Source organism: Bdellovibrio sp. HM001 (genome assembly GCF_055397275.1).
The window spans coordinates 1,206,205-1,220,847 of sequence record NZ_AP029174.1; the positions used below are offsets into that span (position 1 = coordinate 1,206,205).

A 14,643-nucleotide genomic window follows, 5' to 3' on the forward strand; every position below is an offset into this window, starting at 1 on the left:
ATCTTCCTGTTATTTCTGCAGTTTCCTGAATTGCGCTTCAATCGCGGAGAGGCGATGTTCCAGTTCTTTGTTTTTGTCCTCAAGGTCCTTTACGGCGGCTTTGAGTTCTTTGTTCTCTTCCTGAACCGAGGCGATATCACGTCGAGTATTTTTATCGACCTGCTGAAGGGCTCCGATAGTCCATGGAATCAAGCCGATATAGTTCACACCATAATAGTTTCCATTAAGATCAACCTGCTTTACCAGATTTGGCAAAAGAACCATCATGTCCTGAGCCATCACCCCGTACTCGGTGCGCCCGTTAGGATCGTCTTTCATGATGTAAGAATAAACTGGAATTTTTCGAATCATTTCCAGAGTTGAGTGGATGGGCTGAATATTCTTTTTTAATCGACGGTCAGAAATATCTGTCAGAGTTCCAGTGAACTGGATATCACCCACGACGTGAAGTGCACTGGCCGGGGAGACGGTTCCAATTCCGACATTTCCTGAACTGTTAATGGTCATGCGTGCGGTGTTGTTGGTCTTAAAGGAAAGATCATTAGCATTCGTGCTTCCCAGGCTGATGGCGCCAGCCTGTCCCCCCAAAAGAACCGCATCTGTGATGCCGTATCCCGAAAGTGTTGTCGGCTTTGAAGTGATCGAGGACCAGGCCGGCGTCACGGTGGTGTTGGCGGCGGCCGTCAGGCGTCCTTGGGCATCCACCGTGAAAGTTGCAACCTGCGTGGCACTTCCATAAGAGCCCAGAGTCACAGAGGTGTTCGCTAAAGATATTGTTCCACTGGAGGTGATGGGACCACCGGTGAGTCCCGTGCCAGTGGCCACGGAAGTGACGGTGCCCGAGCTTCCGGCGGATCCACACTCCCAACCATTAACGGTTTTCGTTAGAACTTGACCGTTGGTGCAGGCCACGTTGTTCGGTGCATAGGTGAAGTACTTGCCAGCACCACTGGTGATTTTGTTCACCGCAAGATCATTGATTTTTGCATCGGTGACGGCAAGGTTACTGATCTTCGTTGTAGTCACTGCATTGGCAGCAATAGCAGTTGAGGTTGTTCCAGCTGTTAATGTCACATCGCCAGTCAAGGCGGGCATGCGTGCCGCCGCCAGTGTACCGGTGGCATCTGCCGAGCTTAAGTCCACGGAGTTTTTAGTGGCCAGACTTCCCAGACCTGTGATATCGGCGTTGGAAAGTTTTGCCGCCAGCCATGCCAGACCATTCCAGCGCAGGGTTTGCCCAGAGGTCGATCCGTTGGCAATCGAGATTTCCGGAGAAGATCCGCCCGAACTAGCTAGTGGAGCTGCGGCGGTGACCCCCGTAACGGTTCCTCCGGCAGGAGCTTGGCAGGCGAATCCCGCCACTGTCCACGTGGGCACATGTCCAGCGGTAGAGCAGGCGAAGTTGAAGAACTTCCCGGTGGCATCTTTCATTACCAAACCTGTTGTGGCCGTATTCACGCCAGTATAATTTAGATCCGTTCCCAAAATGGTGCCGTCTGCGATTTTTCCTGTGGTCACTGCATTGGCGGCAATCGTTGCAGCAGAAGAACCCGGACCGGTCGCGGTCACATCTCCAGTCAACGCAGTCATATAGCTGCCAGCGGGTTGTTTTGCATTGAAGATATCAAACTCGACTTTGCTGATCAGACCGGCTTGAACCCCGGTGGCAGAGGCCAGAGGGATGTTCAAGGTATGAGAATTTGCAGACGAAGACCAGGCCGGCACGGTGCCCGCCGTTCCTGGTGTTGCGAAGGTTTGAGCCGATCCGGTCTGTCCATTCAGTGAGGTCAAGCCCGCGCCCGAGATTCCCAAAGCCTGAGCGGCAGAACCGTCCCAGTATTTGACTTGATTGGTGGAAGTGTTGAACCAGGTTTTTCCTTTATCTGAAACACCCCATCCGGCGATAAGTGTGGCTTCGGTGGTGTTGGTATAATTACCCAGTCCCAGGGAACCACTCATCACATCGCCGGTTTTGTTGACCGGAGTGAACCCCAATGCTGTGGTCACGTCCGCTGAAGCAATATTGGCAGCGGAGGTGACACGTCCCTTGGTATCGACAGTGACCTTGGAATAAGTTCCTGCGGCGACTCCAGAGTTTGCCAGAGTCAGTGCGCCGGAAGAATTCAAGGTTGCATCACCACTCATGCTGACTGCGGTGGCAACACTGGAGCCGTTGCCGACCCAGATGTTCGCCGTGGCAAGTGAAGGCAGTAGAGGCGTGGGGGCCTGACAGGCAAAGCCCGCAGCAGTCCACGTCAAAAGATGTCCATTGGTGGAGCATCCCAGTTCAGTAAACTTACCAGTGACATCGACTAAAGCGATCTGGGTCGTTGCTGTGTTGACGCCGCTGAAGTCCAGGTCCGCTTTTACCACAGATCCATCCAGAATTTTTGTCGAGTTTACAGCTCCGGCAGCAATGCTGGCGGCCGCAGAGCCAGGCCCGGAGGCTGTGACATCCCCAGTGAGGGCCGTGACATAGTTTCCAGCAGGTTGTTTGGCGCTAAACGTATCGTAATCAGAGCGACTGATCAAACCAGCAGAGACAGAAGCTGTGGAAGCCATGGGGATATTCAGAGTGTGCGTGTTGGCAGAAGAGCTCCAGCCGGGTTCAGTTCCGGCGCTTCCCACAGCGAGAGACTGCGAGCCTCCGGTTTGTCCTGCGATGGAAGTGATGCCAGCACCAGCCAGTCCCAAAGCCTGCGCCGTCGATCCGTTCCAGAACTTGATCGTGTTTTCATTTGAGTTGAACCAGGTGTAACCTTCGTGGGCCGCCGTCAGACTTGCGACCAGAGCGGCCTCTTGAATGGTTGTATACACACCAAGACCCAGCGCGCGCTGCGGACTCATCAAAATATATCCTGTGTTGGTCAGATTCTGGCTGTCCATATTCAGAGGACCTGCCATGGTATCACCACTTTTACTGACAGCATCTGTAATGCCGTAACCGCTCAGAGTTGTGGGTTTTCCAGAGGCGATCTTCGACCAATCCAGAGAAGGGACATCAGTCGCCGTCAGAGCGCCGTTGATCCAGGCTCCTCCGTCGAAACGAAAGAAGTGGCCGGTCGCAGGGGCGGTGACGTTCACGTCGGTCCCTTTGATCTTATGGACTGTGTTGCTGCCGGGGGCTCCGCTGACATCTCCGGCCAGAGTGGGAGCCGAGGGAAGGGAAGCCCAGCTTCCATCACCACGAAGATAGGAACTGGCATCCGCTGTTCCCGTGGGTGACATTGTGGCCAAAGGACCAAGACCTAAATTAGTTCTTGCGGCAGCAGCGGAAGTGGCACCGGTTCCCCCATTGGCAATGGCGACTGTGCCCGTGACATTGGTTGCTGTTGTTGAAGTAGAGGCCGCGTAAGTTCCGGCAAGAAGTTCGGCCATGACCGTGCTTGAAAACCACGCCTCTGCCGCTCCTTGAGTCAGCCCGGTCGGGGTGTTCACAGTCAGGAACTGATCAGCAGCTTTCCCGCCCAGTTTATCAGCGTCGCCGGACTTTTCAGCGCGAATCGCATAAGGGGCCGCACGCATGTTGAAGTCGGCAGTGATTCCCAGACTGTTGACGACGATACGTAGTTTTCTGGAATCTGTGGAGCTCGGAGCGTAGTCGGTAAAGCCATTTGAGCAGGTGAGTCCTGTCTTTGGCTTGTCATCAAAGACCTCATCGAAAGTCAGCGAGGGCATGGGTGACTTCGTTCCTTTTCCCACCACCAGATATAGATATCCTTTTTCAATCTGAACGCCGGTGTGCATCTCCTGCCAAAGAATACAAGAGTTCCCATCGCTGCGGACCCCCAGGATCTGCACAATCACGTTAGACAGAGACGATGGAAAATTCGGACTGGTGGGGTTGAGCGTGTCTTTGATGACCCCTTGAAAGGTGATGCCCCTGTTGCCATTGTTTGCCTGGGCAGAAACGCCAGCCATGACAGTGAGAGCTGAGACAAGGAATGAGGTCGTTTTATTCATATACTATCACCCCTTCAATTACATATTGTCCGCTGACTTTTTTCTCGGCCACTTCACCGACTTGACCATGCACTTCGTAGTGTCCTGACCTTGAAACTTCAGATTGTTGAAAATCTTTGTTAAGGCGGATCTCTGCAGGCAGTGTCTTGTTGGCTGCGAGGTCCTGGATGTTGGCATCCAGAGAACAGGCCATCAGCAAGCCACTTGCGGCTGCCAAGAGTGTCAAATTAAGATGAAAAAGCGAGAACCGTTCCATGTTCATGTTTTCGGTTGCTCGTAGAGGTGCCAATAGTCACCCAAATGGAGAATTTGAGTCCTTACCTAAAGCCACGGTGTAAATTCGGATTAATTTTGTGAAAGGGATCTGTTGGATGACAATGCAGCAATAAAAGTGGATGGTCGGCGTGCACCTTTACCTTGGTTTTGCGGGCGGGGATGCCTACACTGATAAGGTAAGAGGTGGGGTCTTTATGAAGCTTTTGATTTTTATTTTGAGTCTGGTGTGCGTCGGAACACTTTCTGCGCAGGAAAAAGAATATGTCAAACCTTCCGACGCTGAGTTAAAGAAAATGCTGACCCCCATGCAGTATCAGTGCACGCAGCAGGCTGCGACGGAAAGACCCTTCGACAATGCTTATTGGGACAATAAAAAAGAGGGCATCTACGTTGATATCGTCAGCGGAGAACCACTCTTCAGCTCCACGGACAAATATGATTCCGGCACGGGGTGGCCCAGCTTTACCAAACCCATCGATGACAGCGCCATTGTGACTCGGCCTGATCGCGAACTGTCTGTAGAACGGACGGAGCTGCGCTCGAAGAAGGCCGATTCCCATTTGGGGCATGTGTTCGATGATGGCCCCAAAGACAAAGGTGGCAAACGTTTTTGTATAAACTCGGCTGCTTTGAAGTTCATTCCGGTGGAGGAACTGGAAGCCAAGGGGTACGGTCGCTACCTGTCGCTTTTCCCTAAGAAAGAAAAAGGAAAGAAAAAGTAAGCAGGCGACTCTGCATCATTCCAAGTAATAATCTGGCATTCACAGGGTCATATTTTGACCCTTCTTTCTTTTTAATGGATCAAAGGAGCAAAACTAAATATTTCTGTTTTCGGACGTTCGTTTTGAACAGAAGGAGACTGAAGTGAAAAAAATTGCCCTGACTTTAGGATTGTTACTTGGTGGATTCCAGACCTGGGCCGGCGCTTTGCCATATGAGTGGCATGCTTGCACGGCTCAAAGAGTCGCTGAAGACGGAACCGTGCTGAAATTCAGTGGTGCAGGGATGAGTGAGCAGGAAGCTTCGGAAAATGCCTTGTATCGTTGCAACTTCGGTTTGAGCGAAGATGTCTGCCAAGTGACGAACTGTTCCTGGCAGACGGTGCGCCCAAGAAAGCCGTAAGGATGACTTTGTCGGCGGGGGCTTGGAGCCCCCTTTGTGACATTTCAAATTGCAATCTAACCTTTGTTGGCGCTCAGTTTCAGAAGCTTATTCCGTATCTGGCGGGTCCGGGCCTCATCAGTGGTCAGGCCGGCAGCTTTGTTGTACATGGCTTTAGCTTCTTCGGTCATGGATTCCATCACGTAGGCGTCAGCCAGATGTTCGGCAATAATGCTGGCTGAAGACTGATAACCATAGGCTTTCTTCAGCACCTGGATGGATTCGGCGAATCTTTTTTGCTTGAACAGAACCCATCCCAGCGTATCCAGAACATAACCGTCTGTGGGCTCCAGCTCTAAAGCACGACGAGCCAGCTTTTCCGCCTCGGGAAGGTGTAGATTCATTTCTGCCAAAGTGAAGGCCAGATAACTCATGCTTTGAACGTGATTGGGTTCAAGCTCCAGCACTTTCTTCATTTGTGCGATCATACTGTCTTTTTGGCCCAGTCGATCCAACATCAACGCATGTTGAAAGAGCAGGGCGACATTCTTTGTAAACTTGTTTAATCCTTCTTCCAGAATTCGTGCGGCCCCCAGATAGTCAGACTTGGCATCCAGCAGAGAGGCATACATGGTGTAAACCTGAGGCTGATCGGCCTTCGTTTTTAAGCCCTTTTCAGTGACATCCAGGGCCTGATTGATTTTTCCGAGGCCTTTGAGCAGATGGGCCGCATGCACTACGGCTTCACTGAAGTGGGCACTGGATGGAGGCACTAACATGTATTCGTGAATAGCACTGTCCACCGCACCGGTTTCTTCGTAGACCGCGGCAAGATAAAAGCGGGCTGAATCCGCAGACGGAGACTTCGTTACAATGTCCTTCAACTTGGCAGCGGCCAGGTGAAAGCGCTTTTGTTCAATCAGAAGAAGGGCCATTTTCATCTGATTCTCCAAAGAGTCCTCCGAGTTCCCGGCAATGACTTCCAGTTGCTCATAGGCTTTGTCAGCTTCTCCGCTTTCAATGTGTATTTGCGCGATGATATCGGCGACACTTCGATTGAAGCGGTTTTGTTTTTGGAACTCAAGACACAAAGCCAGAGCCTTGGTGCGGTCGTTGTTTTTTAAGTAAAAGTTTGCCAGCGAGACAACGCCATCCTCATAATCCGGCTTAAGTGCCAGGGACTTTTTAAATGCCTTTTCGGCGGCCACCTGATGTTTGACTCCGTCTTGATCCTGACGAATAAGGCCCAGATAGTAGTAAGCCACGTGCGGGGTTTCATAGTTGGGATTATTCAACAGAGATTTGAAAAACTGCTCAGCCTTTTTATAGTCCTTTTTGTCGGCGTAAAGCGAGCCAATATAGACGGGTGCCTCCTCATTTTCAGGCTGCAGGCGCAGGACCAGGGTGTATTGTGAAATCGCTTTGTCGTAAAGCTTCTCGGCTGAATAGAGGCCCCCGAGAAAGAGGTGAGCTTCAATATTCTTCGGGTCTTGCAGCACAGCTTGTTGCGCGTGGAAGATGGCTTTATCCATCTTGTCGGCTTTGAGGTATTCTGCCGACAGCCGCATGTGCACTGTTGGGGAAACGGGATCCATCGCCAGCACTTTTTCAAAGAGCTCGATGGAGCGCTCGGGTTTTCCTTCGTGGCTAGAAACTTCTGCTAAGATAAAATTGTAGTCCGCCTGCGAACGTGTGTTGATGGTTGAGTTTTCTGCTCTGCTGTCGGGGATTGAGGATTCTTTCTTGGGTAAGCTGCTGCACGCAGTGAGAGTCAGTAATAGGGCTATACTCGCAGGGGTCTTGAAGGATGGAAGCATCAGTTCTCCTTGTCAGGTTGCAGTGTAAAAAACTTTATAACATTTTGCTTTTTATCAGACAGGAATCGCCGCAAACCTAGTCTAAGAGGGGGTTCTAGGGCGTGAGGAAATCTGAATAATCGGATCCTTCATTAATCCACAACAGCTTGGTCAGGACTTGAGTCAAACAACAACCAGGAGTTCTTTGTTTAGCCAACCTCGCAAAACTGCGAGAAGCTGAAGAACCAGATCACCAAAGGAGTATCTATGAGGACCGCGCAAGAAAAGCCCACATCGTCATCAGGACACAAACACTCCAGCCCTGATGCGAGGTTGTTGGAAGTGGAGCGAAAGTTCCCGGTGCCTGTCGAGCAGCTCTTTGAGGCATTCACAACCTCTGAAAGTTTAAAGCATTGGTGGTGGCCCCAAGGAATGTATGCGGATCAGGTGGAGATCGATTTTCGCGAGGGCGGCAGGTACTTCATTAACATGAAAGGTTATGAATCTAGTTCTGGTGGTATGACCGGCCACTTTGAAGAGATCATTCAAAACGAGCGCATTGTCATGACCGATCAGTTTGCCGACAGGAAGGGGGATGCGATTTCAGCCAAGGAAGCCAATATGCCTGGGGTTTGGCCAGAGATGGCTTACATCACACTGGAGTTTGAATCCCTTGACAGTCAAACCAGTCAGTTGAAACTGTTTCAGCAGGGAATTCCAAATGAATATCATGGCGACTGTATTCAGGGTTGGGCGGAGTCTTTTGATAAGCTGCAGAAGTATCTTGGCAGTCCCAGACATTAGGAGTTTAAAATGTGCAGGCCGCCCAGGCATCGGCTTTGCTGCGAACACTGCGCTCAATATTGATCCCTTTGGGATAAGTACCGGCGCTCCCTTGGCGGGCGACAATTCCAAAATAGTTTTTGCGACGATCCCAGAAGGGGTAAGCACCAAAAGCGCCGGGGCTTGAGACCCGGCCGTTGCTGCTGTTGCAATTGTAGGTGGTGCTTTGACATTCATGCCATAGGCCCAGACCATAGTGCCACTCTTCATTAAGATCCGTTTTAGGGGGGGAGTAGAGCATCTGACTGGAGGAGGTCTGATCTTTTAAAAGTTCTGTCATGGAGGATGAACTCAGCAGTGTCCCTGCTTTCAGGGCCCGCAGAAAATCAAGATATTCGCTGGCCTGCCAGTGCATTCCGCCCGCCAAGCGGGGATTGCTGCTAGAGGGAAGGTCATAGGCCGCAGAAGTGAATAGCCCCGTGTCACTTTTAAACTGTGCAAAAATGTCCTGCCAGGAACTGCCTGTTGCATGCTGCGCCATGAGTCCTGCCACCTGCATGTGCGCACCGGAATAGTAAAACACCGTTCCCGGAATGTAGGTGTTTGTTGCGTTGGCGGAGGCCATGTTTTTGGTGCAGTTTTCAAAATTTCCGGAGGCACTATGCAGACAAAGTAGTTCGTCGGTCATCCCCGAGCGAAAGCTAAGAAGATGCGCCAGCGTCATATTGTAGATCGCATCTGTTGAGTTTACAGGCCAGGACGGGATGTATTTCTGAGGCTTATCCGTCAAAGATAAGATCCCCTTATCCACCAGCCGCAGCAGAATGACGGAGGTGACCAGTTTGGACGTGGAAGCAGATTCGTAGGAGGTTGTCAGGCTGGAGGCGCCATAGCTGTAAGTAAACTTCCGTCCATCTGAACGTTCAATGGAGTAAGTAAAGGGAACTTCCGACGAGGCGCCGGTGCTTAATATCGCCGCCATTTCAGATTCAAGGTCGGTGGTGGAACAGGCGGTTTCTTCGGGCGGTGTTGTGTCGCCCGAATTTGATTTGCACGATATCAATGCAACAACACATGTAAGTACCAGCAACCATCTATATCTCACAACGCACCTGACTTTTTAGAAGATATAAGTCAGTATAAATGCTCTGCAACCCAGTGACAGTTAATTTCTTAAAGGGGCCAGTCCTATTTCGAATCCAAAGCCATAAGGAACTGCTTTTGTTTTTTATAGGCCTTAAAAAGCTCCCAGTATTGTTTCAGTTTTCGCTCTCTAATGCTTTGTATGGATTCCTCATGCGCCTCTTGCCATAGAAATCTCAGCTCACGGTCCATTCGGTCGAGTTGTTGGGAAATGTTTTGTGTGTTCATATTTCACCTGAATCCTTTCAGAACTCTTTAAAGCGAAAGCCAGGCCAGGAGCTAACCCCTTGAAATTGGGTCGGTCTCAGAATGAACCGCCCACAAACGTGGGCCGAAGTGTGGAAAGCCGGGTTGGCAGCCTACTTTTGTTGGCGGGACCTGCCGATATAAAGATCATGTCAAAATCTGATGAACTACTGAAATTTATTGGCGACTCGGCGCAAATAATCTTTGACCAGCAGGCGGGGGAAAGTCTGATCTCGCGAATTCTTGATTTGTGCATCCGGGCCACCGGAGCGGATCGAGGCACTATCTTCTTTGATTCCCAGTTTAATATTGAACAGCACTTTAAATATCTTAACAGTTATATTGCCACCGGCATTCGCAACCAAAACATCGTCATCAACACGGATCAGGGGATTGCCGGGAAAGTATTTCGAAATCGCAAAAGTCATATCTGCAATTCAGTGGCGGAGGATGAGGATTTCTATCTGGGTGTTGACAGCAAGACCGGGTACCGCACAGAGAAGGTTCTGGCCGTCCCGTTACACTGGAAAGAGGGGAAAGTCATCGGTGTCATTGAGGTGCTGAACAAGACTTCCGGTGATTTTGATGAAGTGGATCAGCGTGCCTTGGAAGCATTGTCCATGCTGGCGGCCATGGCCTTTGAAAGCTATGAAATCCATCAAAAAAATGAAGATTCAGAAGCCGCCATCGAACACCGCAAGAATATCTGGCGCAAAAGCATCTCCGCTGTCAGTCTGAGTTCGAAGGCGCCGGAACTGCAAAAGATCTATGATCATATCGGTGACTTTGGCAAGTCGGATTCAAATATTCTGATCACGGGTGAAAGTGGGGTGGGAAAGGAAGTGATTGCCAGACTGGCCCATCATCATTCCCATCGCCGCGACGGACCTTTTATTGCGATCAACTGCGCGGCTATTCCCGAATCGCTTTTTGAAGCGGAACTGTTTGGTGTGACAAAGGGTGCTGCCACGGGAACGCTGCCCCGGCAGGGACAGATCGAGTTGGCACACCGGGGAACCTTGTTCCTGGATGAGATAGGTGAAATGCCTATCGAAATGCAGGCCAAGCTGCTTCGTGTTTTGCAGGAAAGAAAAGTTCAGCGACTGGGGTCAACTGAAGCGCCGAAATCTGTGGATTTCCGTCTGATCTGTGCTACCAACAAAAACATCGACACCCAGATTCACGAAGAAAAGTTCCGCGAGGATCTTTATTATCGCATCAATGTGGTCAACCTTCAGATCCCCGCCCTGCGGGAACGAAAAGGGGATATTCCGGAATTGGCTCAGGCGATCCTTGAGCAATTGCATAACAAGCGCGGGTGGAAACTGAAAAAAGTCAGTCCCGAAGCTTTAGAGCGGCTGATTGAATACCACTGGCCTGGCAATATCCGGGAGCTTGAAAATAAAATCGAAAGCGCCTGTCTTTCAGCGGGAGACCGAGCCGTTCTGCAGCCGGATGATTTTCAGTTCAAAGTGCGCCCGCAGTTGAGTGTCGTCGGGACTTCGTCGGGCGAGGACTCTTTGAAAAAGTATGAAAACCTTAGCCTGCGTGAGGCACGCGAGGCCTTTGAATCCGAGTTTGTTGCACGAGTCATCCAGGGTTCGATGGGGAATAAATCCGAAGCGGCACGTCGTTTGGGAGTTTCACGGGAAGGTCTCAGAAAGATACTGATCAAAAAAACTGCCTGATTCCCACCGGCAGTTGGCGCCAACTTGGCAACTTGGGTTGGCGTCTTCTTTTAAGATTGCAGTGAAATTGTGGACTTAGCGATTGGCCGGCTCTTTGCCTTATAGAAAGTCGCGCAGATGAACTTGCGCAGAACTTTTAACAAGGAGAGAGTCGTGTTTAATAGAGAAATCAGAAAAGTCCTGTCAGTGGCGGTCGTACTTCACGTTGCAAGTCTGGTGGCGTGTCAAGGCAAGCTGGATGAGGAAATTGTTGAAACTCCTTCCACCACTGTGGTGTCTTCTGATAAGCCTTCCACAGTGATGGGCGCTGTTCAGGGGGTGATTGTCGAGGTCGGTAATGGCCTTGTCAGCAACAGTCAGGCCCAGGGTGTGCAGGGTAAGGTTCAGGCGCAAAGCAACGTCAATGAGCTTTGCAACGAGCATTCGATGCCCTTGGATGGTCAAGGTGGCATTATGGACAGTCAGGGGCCGGACTACCCAGCGCGACTGTTCTATTGCAAACTTGCGCAGAATGGTGGTTCGCCAGACTCCATTCCCGGATCGTTCCAGCAGATCAAAGCCATTTCCTGCATGCTGGAAAAAGCAGGGATCGTCTTCGATAATCAAGAGCGTCAGATTTACATAACGCCAGACACATCGTGCTTCACGGCGCAGCAGCTTGCCGACATGCAGGTGCAGGCGATGACAGTGACTGTGCGCGCGTCGAAGCCGGCGTTCTTCAACACCTACTATGATTCCGGAGTTTCCATGACAATTCCTGACATGGGAACTTATCGAATCGCCGCGAAGCTCAGTGGAACGAAGATGGAATTTCTGACCCATGATGATCAGACGGCGGTCAGTCCGAATAAGTCCGGGACTTATGCAGCCAGTTTTGATCTTTTGACCGGTGAATTGAAGTACGAAAGCCGTGCGGATCGATTCTTGTGCTCTGAATACAGCAGTTGCGGTTGGTCACGCCATGATCGCCTGCTGGCTCAAGTGGGTATGACAAACGGTGAAATCACCTCGGTATCCAAGATCGAAGCCATCGCCGGAGAAATCTATGCCGGTGACAACAACTGGTATTCGGCCCGTGTTTCCACGATCAAGGGCAGTTTGGCCAATGGCTTGAAAGCGCGCTATTTTATGGTGAATTCCAACTCAAGTGCGGATCTGGCGGATGCGACCAAGTATTCCGAGGTTGTGAACAACCGCTGTTACACGCACGCTTCGGATCAGGCTGACTGCAGCGCCAATCCTGGTATTGAATTGCCACCGGAGCAAAGCTTCAAGTTCAACCTTCACCCCGACACTCAATTCACTGCGACTCAGGCTTGGGTTGCCCAGTTAACAGGACTTGGCTTCACGTCGGTCAACTTTAACGATGTGCAGTAGTAGCGAGGACATATCAGAAGAAAAGGGCCCCCTCGGGGCCCTTTTTTATTTAAACGGGCATGCGTAGGACTCAGCTTTCCGTCTGACCGATGATGCCGATCGGGCAAATGGCCTGGGCGGCCTTACACTGCTGGAATTCCTTTTCGGATTGAGGCTGGCGATGGACATAGGCGTGGGCTTGGACATCGTGACTGCGAAAATTATCGGGGGCCTCTTTCCAGCAGGCACCACAGCTCAAGCAATCAGATCCGACGAAGAATTTCGGAAAGATTTTGGGGGCGGGGCTGGTGGCTTCTTCCATTGGGATCTCCCACGGGGTGGATGATCCCACTTTACGTAAAGAGTCGCGCCCGGGCGTTGATCTGGATCAAGTTATCCGGTTTTAAAATTGCGGACTCCAGCCGCCCCAGGACCGGCAGGATCGGGCATGATCCGAGGGGCCCCTTAAAAGACCCCAGCGATATTCACCAGGCTCGTTCGGGTTGTTAGAGAGCAATCCTGAAAACAGACGCCGTTTGAATTCCGCCATGTCCATGCTGCGGTTTGCATAGTAAGTGACCACGCAGGTCGAGTCTTCTGTGATACTTTGTGCGGGCATGTTTCGGGTCTCGCCGGCGGCACTTTGGTTAATATAAGGATAGATTTTACGGAGCTGATCTTTTTGTTCAGCGCTAAGGTCGCGACCATTGTTGCGCTGAAGGATCTCTTTGAATGATCTTCGCAGCAGCAGCAAGTCATCAAAGATTCTTTGATCGCGGCTTGGGGAAGAATAGATATCAAATGCCTCATACGACATGCAGCCTGGATACTGTCGTTTATAGGAAAGGGCATCGTTCACATAGGAAACCCGATCTTTAAAGCCGACACACACGTTGTCGATAAGTCGGGCGATCATTTGATCGTCTTTTTCATCACGCAATGCCAACCGGGTTTGTAGAGTCTTGATCCATCTTTGTAAGGGGATTTGGAATTGTTCGGTACTGTATCCGGGAACCTCCCAGACGGGCTTCCCCAGACTGGTCAGGGGGCGCCAATAGCGGAAACCGGCCCCGCTGGATGGGCTATAGTCGCCTTCAAACACCCAGTTTGGATTGGGCCAGGACTTTCTTTCCTGCATCCCAAACCCGGAATGAGACCCGACAACCGAATTGTAGACCAGATAGGGAACTCCGATGGGCAGAATCTCTTTGATTGTCCAAGAGTGATGATTGATGGAAGTGGTTGTTAGTACGCCGCCAGAGCGAATGGTTCTGCGATTGATGGCAACAGGATAGGTGTCTGACGGCAACGAGCGTGTGCTGCCCATTTCATAGATGTAGAGTAAGAAATTGCGGACTCGGTCGATTTCTCTCTGGCGGTCCCAACGGCTCATTTTGTTTGAAATTCTGGTAGCAGAATAAGTGGGATCTTTCATGGCGAAAGGAAGACGGTGTTCGTAGGCGAAAATAATGCGCATGGAATAGACCGCATCAGCACAATCTACGCGAAGACCATAGTAGGGATTCGACTGGCCGTTGGGAAGCTGAGTCCGGGAAAAGAAGTTTTTGTTCCATTCGTTCTTAACCCAGGCCGAATAACGATTTTCCCAGTCTTCAGACCACTGATTGACCTCTGTCCATACAGCGGCGTTGCAGAGTCCCGAGAGTAGCATGATCACGCAGAAGAAAATGGATTGCTTCATGGTTTCACTCCGGCTTCTATGAAACCATGTTCTGAAGAACCCTTCACACGTTCTTCACATTTTTGTTAAGAATCGGGAGTCCAGCTTTCAATTGGCAGTCGCGGGCAGGACCAGGATGCTAACGACTGTACTGTCTCGACTGATGATTTCCAGACCATATTTGTTGATGCCGTTGAGTTTAAATCGCAAAGACTTTTTCATGGTGTCGCATTCGCGAACAGGGCCCCAGGCCTCTGCACTCAGCGAGGTGTTGCCACTGCTGACGTCCAGAACGTTCAAGCGGGGATAGAAGTCCGATACTATAAAGTAGTCTGCAGCGCTTTGAGTTTGAAATTGCACAAAGCCTCGATTTTCATTTTCAGTCTTCTTCAGTTGCACCGTCGTGCGAACACCGATTTGCAACAAGGGGGCGTTTGCTATAGTTTCAGAGCTGGTCAGATGGGTCGGGGCCTGGCGCCAGGCTTCGTAGGCCTTCGCGGGAAAGTGGGCCTTGGTTAAACAGCCAGCAGGGGCGTCCGGGCGGGTGGCACAGCCAAGAATCGCCGCCGCGACAGTCAAAAGAAGGAAGATCTGAAATCTCAAATGAAAC

At 50.9% G+C, this 14,643-nt stretch carries 13 protein-coding genes; 5 read left to right on the forward strand and 8 right to left on the reverse strand.

Features of this window, described 5'->3' with window-relative positions; genetic code table 11:
- Positions 1 to 9: 9 nt before the first annotated feature.
- Both ACZ5ZZ_RS05865 and ACZ5ZZ_RS05870 read right to left on the reverse strand, forming a co-directional pair.
- A complete protein-coding gene (locus ACZ5ZZ_RS05865) occupies positions 10 to 3,963 on the reverse strand; it encodes a tail fiber domain-containing protein (protein ID WP_464141693.1) in 3,954 nt (1,317 codons plus the stop codon).
- A complete protein-coding gene (locus ACZ5ZZ_RS05870) occupies positions 3,956 to 4,219 on the reverse strand; it encodes a hypothetical protein (RefSeq protein WP_464141695.1) in 264 nt (87 codons plus the stop codon). Before ACZ5ZZ_RS05870 ends, ACZ5ZZ_RS05865 begins: the two co-directional genes overlap by 8 nt.
- A 214-nt stretch (positions 4,220 to 4,433) precedes the next feature.
- Between ACZ5ZZ_RS05870 and msrB the strand changes: the two genes are divergently transcribed.
- Together msrB and ACZ5ZZ_RS05880 are read left to right on the forward strand one after the other, a co-directional pair.
- Positions 4,434 to 4,961 (forward strand): peptide-methionine (R)-S-oxide reductase MsrB, encoded by a 528-nt coding sequence (gene msrB / locus ACZ5ZZ_RS05875; protein WP_464134298.1) that lies wholly within the window; start codon positions 4,434 to 4,436, stop codon positions 4,959 to 4,961.
- Between the two features lie 142 nt (positions 4,962 to 5,103).
- The gene (locus ACZ5ZZ_RS05880) at positions 5,104 to 5,361 is read left to right on the forward strand and encodes a hypothetical protein (protein ID WP_464117586.1); all 258 of its coding nucleotides are present in this window, start codon (positions 5,104 to 5,106) and stop codon (positions 5,359 to 5,361) included.
- A 56-nt stretch (positions 5,362 to 5,417) separates the two neighbouring features.
- Here ACZ5ZZ_RS05880 and ACZ5ZZ_RS05885 read toward each other — a convergent pair whose 3' ends face one another.
- Entirely contained in the window at positions 5,418 to 7,157 is a 1,740-nt protein-coding gene (locus ACZ5ZZ_RS05885; protein WP_464141698.1) for a tetratricopeptide repeat protein, read from the reverse strand.
- Between the two features lie 246 nt (positions 7,158 to 7,403).
- Between ACZ5ZZ_RS05885 and ACZ5ZZ_RS05890 the strand changes: the two genes are divergently transcribed.
- Positions 7,404 to 7,940, forward strand: coding sequence for an SRPBCC family protein (locus ACZ5ZZ_RS05890; protein ID WP_464141701.1), 537 nt, complete (start codon positions 7,404 to 7,406; stop codon positions 7,938 to 7,940).
- 4 nt (positions 7,941 to 7,944) lie between these two features.
- On the opposite strand, the gene ACZ5ZZ_RS05895 is transcribed toward ACZ5ZZ_RS05890, so the two are convergent.
- Together ACZ5ZZ_RS05895 and ACZ5ZZ_RS05900 are read right to left on the reverse strand one after the other, a co-directional pair.
- On the reverse strand, positions 7,945 to 9,024 hold the full coding sequence (locus tag ACZ5ZZ_RS05895; protein ID WP_464134307.1) for a serine hydrolase domain-containing protein: 1,080 nt from the start codon (positions 9,022 to 9,024) through the stop codon (positions 7,945 to 7,947).
- An 83-nt stretch (positions 9,025 to 9,107) separates the two neighbouring features.
- On the reverse strand, positions 9,108 to 9,290 hold the full coding sequence (locus ACZ5ZZ_RS05900) for a hypothetical protein (RefSeq protein ID WP_464134310.1): 183 nt from the start codon (positions 9,288 to 9,290) through the stop codon (positions 9,108 to 9,110).
- Positions 9,291 to 9,457: 167 nt separating this feature from the next.
- Here ACZ5ZZ_RS05900 and ACZ5ZZ_RS05905 point away from each other — a divergent pair, with 167 nt between their 5' ends.
- Both ACZ5ZZ_RS05905 and ACZ5ZZ_RS05910 read left to right on the forward strand, forming a co-directional pair.
- Positions 9,458 to 10,996 (forward strand): sigma-54-dependent Fis family transcriptional regulator, encoded by a 1,539-nt coding sequence (locus tag ACZ5ZZ_RS05905; RefSeq protein WP_464141704.1) that lies wholly within the window; start codon positions 9,458 to 9,460, stop codon positions 10,994 to 10,996.
- Between the two features lie 153 nt (positions 10,997 to 11,149).
- Complete coding sequence (locus ACZ5ZZ_RS05910) at positions 11,150 to 12,373, forward strand: hypothetical protein (RefSeq protein WP_464141707.1); 1,224 nt, start codon at positions 11,150 to 11,152, stop codon at positions 12,371 to 12,373.
- 70 nt (positions 12,374 to 12,443) lie between these two features.
- Here the strand turns inward: ACZ5ZZ_RS05910 and ACZ5ZZ_RS05915 are convergent, their stop codons facing one another.
- From ACZ5ZZ_RS05915 to ACZ5ZZ_RS05925, 3 genes are all read right to left on the reverse strand, one after another.
- Positions 12,444 to 12,674 (reverse strand): ferredoxin, encoded by a 231-nt coding sequence (locus ACZ5ZZ_RS05915; protein ID WP_464134317.1) that lies wholly within the window; start codon positions 12,672 to 12,674, stop codon positions 12,444 to 12,446.
- 81 nt (positions 12,675 to 12,755) lie between these two features.
- Positions 12,756 to 14,054, reverse strand: coding sequence for a hypothetical protein (locus ACZ5ZZ_RS05920; protein WP_464134318.1), 1,299 nt, complete (start codon positions 14,052 to 14,054; stop codon positions 12,756 to 12,758).
- An 87-nt stretch (positions 14,055 to 14,141) separates the two neighbouring features.
- Positions 14,142 to 14,636, reverse strand: coding sequence for a hypothetical protein (locus ACZ5ZZ_RS05925; RefSeq protein WP_464134321.1), 495 nt, complete (start codon positions 14,634 to 14,636; stop codon positions 14,142 to 14,144).
- Positions 14,637 to 14,643: the final 7 nt, after the last annotated feature.

What these genes read in the sequence shown, in the direction of transcription:
- ACZ5ZZ_RS05865 (WP_464141693.1), bottom strand. Translation starts at nt 3,963, where the DNA reads ATGAATAAAACGACCTCATTCCTTGTCTCAGCTCTCACTGTCATGGCT.
- ACZ5ZZ_RS05870 (WP_464141695.1), bottom strand. Translation starts at nt 4,219, where the DNA reads ATGGAACGGTTCTCGCTTTTTCATCTTAATTTGACACTCTTGGCAGCC.
- msrB (WP_464134298.1), top strand. Translation starts at nt 4,434, where the DNA reads ATGAAGCTTTTGATTTTTATTTTGAGTCTGGTGTGCGTCGGAACACTT.
- ACZ5ZZ_RS05885 (WP_464141698.1), bottom strand. Translation starts at nt 7,157, where the DNA reads ATGCTTCCATCCTTCAAGACCCCTGCGAGTATAGCCCTATTACTGACT.
- ACZ5ZZ_RS05890 (WP_464141701.1), top strand. Translation starts at nt 7,404, where the DNA reads ATGAGGACCGCGCAAGAAAAGCCCACATCGTCATCAGGACACAAACAC.
- ACZ5ZZ_RS05900 (WP_464134310.1), bottom strand. Translation starts at nt 9,290, where the DNA reads ATGAACACACAAAACATTTCCCAACAACTCGACCGAATGGACCGTGAG.
- ACZ5ZZ_RS05905 (WP_464141704.1), top strand. Translation starts at nt 9,458, where the DNA reads ATGTCAAAATCTGATGAACTACTGAAATTTATTGGCGACTCGGCGCAA.
- ACZ5ZZ_RS05915 (WP_464134317.1), bottom strand. Translation starts at nt 12,674, where the DNA reads ATGGAAGAAGCCACCAGCCCCGCCCCCAAAATCTTTCCGAAATTCTTC.
- ACZ5ZZ_RS05920 (WP_464134318.1), bottom strand. Translation starts at nt 14,054, where the DNA reads ATGAAGCAATCCATTTTCTTCTGCGTGATCATGCTACTCTCGGGACTC.